Genomic DNA, 7,625 nt, shown 5'->3' with positions numbered 1-7,625 from the left:
CAGTGGTAGAGGTCGGTGAAACGGCGGTCGGTGACGAGGATGTACGCCAGTGCGCGCGCGGCCTCCTGCACCTGCTCCAGCACCTCGGGCGCGGCTTGGGGGAGGAACAGCTCCAGAACGCCGATGGTGTCGCCGCGGTTGGTGACCGGGGCGAGCATCCTGTGCCCCGGCCCGGCGTCCGGTGCCAGCGTCAGGCGCTGGGTGCGCAGCACCTCGTCATAGACGCCGCTGCCGGCGAGAGGGACCTGCTGGGCGCGCTCCTGCTGGTGCGAAGCCGCCGTGTCGTGGACCCGCAACAGGCGCCGGCCGACGATGTCGATGAACAGGAAGGACACGTACCGGGCACCGAACCGGTCGCGCAGGTTGCGCGCCACGACGTCGAGGGAGTCCACCGGCGCGGCAGCCTCCGCTGCCGCCAGGACCTCGGCCAGTCCGATCCGGTCATCCGACACGCTCGCCTCCAGGGGTTGCGGCTGTCCTTCCCCCGAAGGGCAGACTCACAACCACCACTGCTGCCTACGGGCCTCGGCAAGCGACGCCACCCGCATACGGGTCGCTGAGATCGCCCGCCGTTTCACCGACCAGCATCGTGTCCTACGCCGCCGGATGCCGTCTTCTGTCGCAGAGCGCACAGCTGCACCCCGAGCGGAGTACAGCGGCCGGTACGACTGCTGCGTTGCCGGGCCCTCGCCGCCGTCGTGCCTGCCCGCACTGCTCAGAGGAATCGGCGGGCGGTTTTGTTCACGAGTTGGGGACCGCGCGGCAGCCTTGAGGCTCCTGCGGTTTGACCTCGACGTCGATCAAAGGCGGACGGCCCGGCGGCTACGCCGACGCCTCGCTGACCGCACTTTTCGCCAGTGGTCACCGGGGTGTGGGCGCGGACCGCCCCGCGCGGGATCCCGCATAAGCGGCGACGCGCAGCGCGCGGAGCCGCTCCACCGGATGGAAGCCGTACAGGCTGTTGAGGTAGGGATCGAACGAGTACCGGCGGACAGGCACTTCCTGCTGGAACAGCGTCAGCCGCGCGAGCGGAAGCCAGTCGGCCGCCGCCGCCCCGAGCCGCAACTCGAACGTCAGGGACCGTGCGTCCGCCGCGGCACCTACCGCGGCAGGCGTAGCCGGCACCCGCGCCGACTCTACCGGGAAGGCGGCGACGACGCCCGTGCGTCCGCCGATGACGTACGGCAGGAGGGTGCTGTACGGCCCCGCGGTCGCGGACGTCCGGGGGCACGGGACATGCCGGCCCAAGCGGCCGTGGCCACTGCCGGTGAGGAGCAGGTCCAAGGGGTGACCGGATGTGTCGAGGTCCTCGATGCGCAGAGCCAGCCCGAGTCCGTCTGGCAGCGGCGCCGGCAGTCCGGCGGCTCGGGACCACCGTGCCGTCACCCGGTACGGCCCGGATCGCTCGGCCCAGGCCGTGCAACCACCCCCGACCTCGAGCGCCACCAAGTCTCCTGCCAACAACACCCCGTCCGGATGGAGAACTGCCCTGGCGCCGCGACGCCGGGCACCTTCCTGTGCCGTACGGAAGGCGATCCGACACAGTCGGTCGACGCCGGCATGCTTGAGCGCGCGGCCCGTCTTCATGAATGTCGGCTACCCGGCCGGGCCGGATCGACTCACGCGGTAAGGACCGGCGGGTTGACGGCGAGCGCCCGGGCCACCTCGACCCGCTGGCGCTGCCCGCCGAGAGCCGGGCCGGCACCCAAGCCCAGCGGACACGGGCAGCTACCCGTCGCCCACACCCCGACCGGGTTTGTCCCCCCTGTTCAGCCCACCCCGGACGGCGCCGACGGCCGGCCCCCCCGCCCCGCCCCGGGCTTTGCCGGGCAGGCTCTCGCAGACGGTCACGCGGGAGCCGGATGTGGGAGACCACTGCACCTCGTCGCCCGGCGAGAGGAGAAAGCCCGGCGGCCGTAGAGCGGCGCCCGGTGCACCGCTACGCGAGCAGGTCAGCCTTCTGCTCGTTTCGTGAGGGCCGAATGCGCGAACTGCAAGGCGTCCGAGAGGGTCAGAGCCGTCAGAGCGCCGGTCACCGTGCGGGTGGCTTCCGGCCAGATGGCGCGTGCGCCGGTGAACGTGGTCACGATCCACACGCTCAGGCAGAACGGGCAACTGATGAGCTCGCCCACGGTTTCGCGACCGGGTTCCTCGCGGGGAGTCTCGTTGAGTTCTGCCGGGGCGCCCGCCCCCTCCACGTGCGTGAACGGGGCGCGCGCGGGCCGCGTCACCGTGCTCTTGGCGATCAGTCGGCTGAACCTGAAGGTGGCGGTGGCGGTGAGAACGAGGTCCCAGGGGCCGGGCGCGGTCGGCCGGGGCCGGCCCATCCGGCGCTGCAGGACGGCCCATCCGGCTGCGTACCCGGCGAACCCTGCCATCGCGCCCAGGTGCCCGCCGTGGGACCGCAAACCCGCGAATGTCGTCATCAACGTGCCTCGTTTCGCCCGTTCAGCCGTCTTCACGGCGAAGCCGTCGTGATCGACGGCAGGTGGGCTGTCGAGGGAAACGTCTACCCGGCTTCGACTCGCGAAAGCCTCGGCGTTGCGCCCCGGTGCCGGCGTGAAACCAAGGCGTCGGACAGGGACGCCGTCAGGGCCACCGGCGCCAAGCGGGCCCGAGCCCGGCCCGCTGCCACGCCCGACGCAGTGCACGTACAGAACTGGAGCACCGAGCGACACCCCCGTCCACCGTGCCGTGCCTGGCCGACTACTCGCTCTTCGGTCACACGCGCTACCCACGGCCGACGCTCGCGGGCCGCGCAGAGGGCGGCGGTGTATCCGGCGGGGGCCGGGGTCAGTGACGATGACGTTGCGTATGTCGTCGTCGGTGGCGGTGGTCGTTGAGGTCCTCGAGATCACGCTCAGTGCGCCCGCTATGACCGCCTCCGCCCTCGCCTTCGCCTCCGCGCTCCTCGCCCCGCCCTTGGACGGCACATCCCGGCTCTTCGCCCTGCTCGCCGCGCTCGGGGCCGCCGCCGCTGTCGTCGCCCTCGGTACCACTAGCAGGAGGGTTCGGCGGGGTGGTTCTCCTCGGCGAGCTCGGCGAAGGGGATGGGGCAGCAGGTGCTGGACGCGCACACGGTCAGGTCGTCGCAGCCCGCCTCCACGGCGGTGGTCAGGGTGCTGCGGAGGGTGGTGAGGTCGGCGATCGCGCGGCGCGGGGACTTGCGCGGCGGCGGGCAGCGCGCGGGCGGGGAGGTGCGGGCGGCCGCGGCCGACGCGCACGGTCGGGTGGGGCCCGGGTCGCGGCCGCGACACGTGTCCGGGTTCCGATCGGCTCGGCGGCTGCGCCCTGCGCGCAGGACCGTTGTGTCCGTCAGGTCAGACGCAGGTCGATCCAGTGGGCGGTGTCGTCTTCGCGCAGGAGATAGCGTTCGAGTTCGACGAAGCCGTGCTGTTCGGCGAAGCGCAGTCCGTCTGGGTTGGATGCGAGGACGACTGTCTCGATCACCTGGGCGTTCAGCGCGCGGGTCTGGTCCAGGGCGCGCTCGTAGAGCTGAGTGCCGAGACCGCGACGGCGGTACTCGGGCAGAACGCGGGCGATGACCGTCGCGGTGGCGCCATTGCTCTCGGTGGGCGGGCGCACGGTGGTGCATCCGATGAGGAGGTCGGGCGACAGACGACCTCCATGTGGTTGCGTCCAGTGCGGGCGCGGACGTCCTCGAGGGACAGTGCGCCGGCGGGGACGATCAGATTGTGGGCGTACTGCCAGTCGCGTACAGAGGTGTCGTCGTCCACCGCGCGGATGTGAAGCTCGGTCATCAGAGCAGGACATCGGTGTCTGCCGTGCGCGTCAACGGATGCCGTTGTACGGGGAGGTGCAGGGCCCCTTTGCTGTCATGGGACGGGACGGCCTACGAAGCGCTGGGGCGGGCCACGCTCGCGGCGTTCGTCCCTGTCGGCGCGTAGCTCGGCGACGGGGACGGGCCCGGGGTGCCGGGCCACCGGCCAGCACAGGGGCGGTCCGTACGGCTCGGTGGGGGGCCTGGAGAACGCGATGCCCGGTCGTACGCGCTGGAAGCGGGGCGATCAGCTTCGGGCTGGTCACATCGTCTGTCGGCCGGCCGCGTCTCCGCCGGGGTCGTCGGCCAGAACGAGGGTGGCCCTGATGCGTTTGCCCACGGGCTCGCGGTGGACTGCGAAGCTGTGGCACACCGCCATGACGATCTCCAGCCCGTGCTGCCCGACCCGGGCCGGGTCCGGCGCCAGGATCAGGGGCAGTGTCGTGCTGCTGTCCCAGACCGTCACCCCGACCGATCCCTCGCACAGGTCGAGCGTCAGCAGGCACGGCCCCGGGGCGTATTTACGAGCGTTGGTCACCAGCTCGCTCACCACCAGCTGGACCACGCCCAAAGCCCGCGCCGACACCGGAATCCCGTGCACGGCCTGCAGCGACTCCATGAAGGTCCGAGCCATGTCCCGGGCAGCGCCGATGTCCTCACTGCCCTCGAACGCTGCCGAGACAGCCACGCCCTCCAGGAGCGGCTGCATCCGCTGTGCCCGCCCAGTCACGTTCATACAGTCCGTCCCGCCCCGCAGCATCCACTGATACCGGTCCCCTCTGCCCCCGAAACGCCGCCCCACACCTTCCCCACGCCCGTCCACTCTTCGCCGCTCATTGACGGCGGTCCGGCCGTGCCTGTGCCCTGTGTGTGTGGGGGGGCGATGGCGGCTCCCGCCCTGACCGGCAGCCTTCGCGCCGCATGCGGCGCGGTGAGTATGCCGGGGTGCAGGCTGGACCGTCGGGGTGCAGGCGGCTTGCTCCAGGCTGGTCAGCGGTATCCGGGGTGTGTCAGGGTGAGGGGAAACCAGCCTGGTCTGGTGGGAGGCCCCGAGCCGTCCCTGTCGCCCCTTCAGCGGGGGCCGGGATGCGGCTCGGGTTGTCTTGCTCGGCTGTGCGTGACCTGATGTCACGCTCCTGGCGCCCCGTGCGGGGTGCGTTGGGCTCGACCCCCGGAAGCGAGGGGCGAACCGTGAACCTCACCATCAGCACACGTGAGCACACCGGCAGCACGGTTATCACCGTGTCCGGGGAGATGGATCTGGACTCCTGCCCCGCTCTCGACGCCGTCGTCCACGCCGCACCTTCTCAGGGAGTTCCGCTGCGTCTGGACCTGTCCGGGGTGACCTTCATGGACTCCAGCGGCCTGAACCTCCTGCTGCGACTGCACCACCGGCTCTCCGAGAGCGGCAGCCGCCTGGTCCTGACCGGCATACGGGACGAACCTATGCGGGTCCTTCGCCTGACCGGCGCCGACACCATCCTCACCCTCGGCCGCCAGCCGGACCCGCAGCTCTCCGCGGGCATGCCCGCCTGACCACCCCCGCAGCGCCTTGCCGCGGTCCCGGACGGGAGGAGTTGGTCTCTCAGGAGATCGCGGCGACGCCGATGCCCATGGCGATGAACAGCCAGCCGGTTGTCAGCTCCCAACGGTGGCGGATCTTCGTCCGGGCGAGGAAGGCCCGCAGACGGGCGGCGACGGCGGCGAGGGCGAACCAGTAGACGACGCCGATGAAGACGTCGAGGAGGCCGAGGAAGAAGATCTGCCGCGCGGCCGAGCCGCCACCGTGCACGAACTGCGGCAGGATGCTGAGGAAGAACAGCGCCGCCTTGGGGTTGAGCACGTTGGTGAGGAAGCCCTCGGTGAAGCCGGACCGCCACTGGCTGCGGGTCGTCCCGCCGGCGGCCGGGGCCCGCGGGGCGGTGAGCCCCTCCGGACTGTCCGCCGCCGCTGCGTGGCGCTCGCGGGCGGTGCGCCGGGCGGCCCGGACCGCCCGGATCCCGAGGTAGACGAGGTACGCCGCGCCGAGCAGCTTGATGGCGTCGTAGACCGCGGGAGAGCGAGCGGCGATCAGCGACAGTCCCGCGGCGGCAGCGAGCATGTGCACGCACAGCCCTGCCTGGGCGCCCAGCCCCGCAGCCCTTCCCTTGGCGGGATGCTCGGCGGCCGAGCGCACCACCACCACGAAGTCCGGACCGGGGACCATGTAGGCCACCAGAACGACACCGAGGAAACCCACCAGGTCGACCGACATCCGCTCTCCCCTTCGCTCGCCTCGTGGTTTGTTCGCCGCCGAGGGGTTTCGCCGTGGGTCGGGTCTTGTCACGCCTCGTGCGACCCCGGCCCAGCCGAGACACACTCAGGCCGCGAGTGTCCGCCTGCCCACCCCCGGGCGACGGCTTCGCCCACTATCCCGAGCCCTGTTCCAGGCGCTCGTCCGCCACGGTCGGCGGCGGCAGCACTGCGGCCACTTCGTCGTGGGGCCTGGCCGTCTCCGGCAGCAGTCCGTTGCGGTACGCGGCGTCACACTTCGCGGGCCGCACCCGGGCGGGTGAAGGGCAGGCCGCAGGCCAGGTTGCGCCCGCGCACCGGCGGCCAACCCGTGTCGGCGGGCGGTCTCGGCGAGGGCGCGACGCACCCGTTCGCCCAGTAACTGCGGAACTCGCCTTGTGCTCGCCGGGCTTCCACACGTCGTATTTGCGGGGCGCATGAGCGTCAGGGCCATGGGCGTCCTGTACCCGCTGAAGGACTTGGACAGGCAACGAGGTCGGGATCTCTAAGTGACACCGGTCGTCGCCCGGGAGCTCGGACCGCGGGGCGACACAGTCGACCACGTCTCTCCCGGCGCAACCGACACAGAAATGCTCCGTGGCACCAATCCCCCAGAGGCGCCCCAGGCGGTCGTCGGCATGACACCTCTCGCGGCCGACTCGGGGAGGCTTCCGACGTGGCCACTGTCGTCGCGTTCCTCACGGGTCCGGAGGGAAGGCGAATCACCGGCCAGAGCCTGCGGGCGACGGGCGGGGTGACCTGAGCGCGGCTCGCGGCCCGGCGCCGGCGGCATGGCCGGTCCCGCCGGTAAATGCCTCGACATCAGGTGCAGTGATCGGGGACGCTGCGCGCGATGACCAGAATCGACGACACACCGCACGCGTGGGACGAGCGCTCTCAGCTCACCGCCTTCCTCGACTACGCACGGGAGAGCGCCCGCGTCAAATGCGAAGGAGTCTCCATGGAGAACGCACGCAAGGCGCTCCTGCCGAGCTCACCGCTGATGACCATGAGCGGACTGATCAACCACCTGCGCTGGGTCGAGTACTACTGGTTCCAAGTGGTATTCCTCGGCGAAGAGGACCGGGCCCCCATGACGGATGAGGACCCCGACCGCGAAATGCGGATCGCCGTCGACTTCCCGCTCACGCAGTTGCTCGACGAATACGCCGAACAAAGCGCCCGCTATCGCGAACTGGTCACCAAGAGCAACTTGAACAAGAAAGCCGAGGGAACCATCCGCAACAGCCTCCGCGTCGACCTGCGCTGGATCCTCCTCCACCTCATCGAGGAGACAGCCCGCCACAACGGCCACCTGGACATCCTGCGTGAGATGCTCGACGGCACGACCGGCAACTGAGTGCCTTTTTCTGAAGGGCCCTCTGATCTTGTGCGACCCCTCGGGTAGGGTGACGCGACAGATCAGAGGGGGAACGAAAGATGAAGTGGCCTGCACTACGAGCGGTGGCCATGTGGGGTTTGTCAGGGGCACTCATCACAGGATGTAGCGATTCCGGAAGTGCGAATCGTTCGGACCAGTCCTCGGCTTCCCCTTCGTCGAGTGAGTCGCTCT

7 protein-coding genes and 1 pseudogene are annotated in these 7,625 nt (G+C 70.6%); 2 read left to right on the top strand and 6 right to left on the bottom strand.

Annotation, left to right across the window (positions count from 1 at the left end; translation table 11 throughout):
- The 5 genes and pseudogenes from ACZ6RC_RS15225 to ACZ6RC_RS15205 form a co-directional block, all read right to left on the bottom strand.
- Positions 1 to 452, bottom strand: a 452-nt coding sequence (locus ACZ6RC_RS15225; protein ID WP_469582791.1) for a GAF domain-containing protein, incomplete at its 3' end; no start/stop codon positions are given.
- Positions 453 to 861: 409 nt separating this feature from the next.
- A complete protein-coding gene (locus ACZ6RC_RS15220; protein WP_469582788.1) occupies positions 862 to 1,587 on the bottom strand; it encodes a phosphodiesterase in 726 nt (241 codons plus the stop codon).
- Between the two features lie 365 nt (positions 1,588 to 1,952).
- Positions 1,953 to 2,426: a DUF1360 domain-containing protein gene (locus tag ACZ6RC_RS15215; protein ID WP_469582783.1), complete on the bottom strand. Its 474-nt coding sequence runs from the start codon at positions 2,424 to 2,426 to the stop codon at positions 1,953 to 1,955.
- 889 nt (positions 2,427 to 3,315) lie between these two features.
- Positions 3,316 to 3,761: pseudogene (locus ACZ6RC_RS15210) on the bottom strand (GNAT family N-acetyltransferase).
- Between the two features lie 282 nt (positions 3,762 to 4,043).
- Positions 4,044 to 4,517: an ATP-binding protein gene (locus tag ACZ6RC_RS15205; protein ID WP_469582780.1), complete on the bottom strand. Its 474-nt coding sequence runs from the start codon at positions 4,515 to 4,517 to the stop codon at positions 4,044 to 4,046.
- A gap of 455 nt (positions 4,518 to 4,972) precedes the next feature.
- On the opposite strand from ACZ6RC_RS15205, the gene ACZ6RC_RS15200 reads away from it, so the two are divergent.
- The gene (locus tag ACZ6RC_RS15200; protein WP_469582777.1) at positions 4,973 to 5,317 is read left to right on the top strand and encodes an STAS domain-containing protein; all 345 of its coding nucleotides are present in this window, start codon (positions 4,973 to 4,975) and stop codon (positions 5,315 to 5,317) included.
- Between the two features lie 49 nt (positions 5,318 to 5,366).
- Here the strand turns inward: ACZ6RC_RS15200 and ACZ6RC_RS15195 are convergent, their stop codons facing one another.
- Positions 5,367 to 6,035: a LysE family translocator gene (locus ACZ6RC_RS15195; protein WP_469582774.1), complete on the bottom strand. Its 669-nt coding sequence runs from the start codon at positions 6,033 to 6,035 to the stop codon at positions 5,367 to 5,369.
- A gap of 870 nt (positions 6,036 to 6,905) precedes the next feature.
- On the opposite strand from ACZ6RC_RS15195, the gene ACZ6RC_RS15190 reads away from it, so the two are divergent.
- On the top strand, positions 6,906 to 7,412 hold the full coding sequence (locus ACZ6RC_RS15190) for a DinB family protein (protein ID WP_469582771.1): 507 nt from the start codon (positions 6,906 to 6,908) through the stop codon (positions 7,410 to 7,412).
- Positions 7,413 to 7,625 lie beyond the last annotated feature (213 nt).

The sequence above is a fragment of the Streptomyces sp. NPDC048353 genome (genome assembly GCF_055587165.1).
This window is presented reverse-complemented; position numbering and strand designations above follow the sequence as displayed.

What these genes read in the sequence shown, in the direction of transcription:
- ACZ6RC_RS15220 (WP_469582788.1), bottom strand. Translation starts at nt 1,587, where the DNA reads ATGAAGACGGGCCGCGCGCTCAAGCATGCCGGCGTCGACCGACTGTGT.
- ACZ6RC_RS15205 (WP_469582780.1), bottom strand. Translation starts at nt 4,517, where the DNA reads ATGAACGTGACTGGGCGGGCACAGCGGATGCAGCCGCTCCTGGAGGGC.
- ACZ6RC_RS15190 (WP_469582771.1), top strand. Translation starts at nt 6,906, where the DNA reads ATGACCAGAATCGACGACACACCGCACGCGTGGGACGAGCGCTCTCAG.
- ACZ6RC_RS15215 (WP_469582783.1), bottom strand. Translation starts at nt 2,426, where the DNA reads ATGACGACATTCGCGGGTTTGCGGTCCCACGGCGGGCACCTGGGCGCG.
- ACZ6RC_RS15195 (WP_469582774.1), bottom strand. Translation starts at nt 6,035, where the DNA reads ATGTCGGTCGACCTGGTGGGTTTCCTCGGTGTCGTTCTGGTGGCCTAC.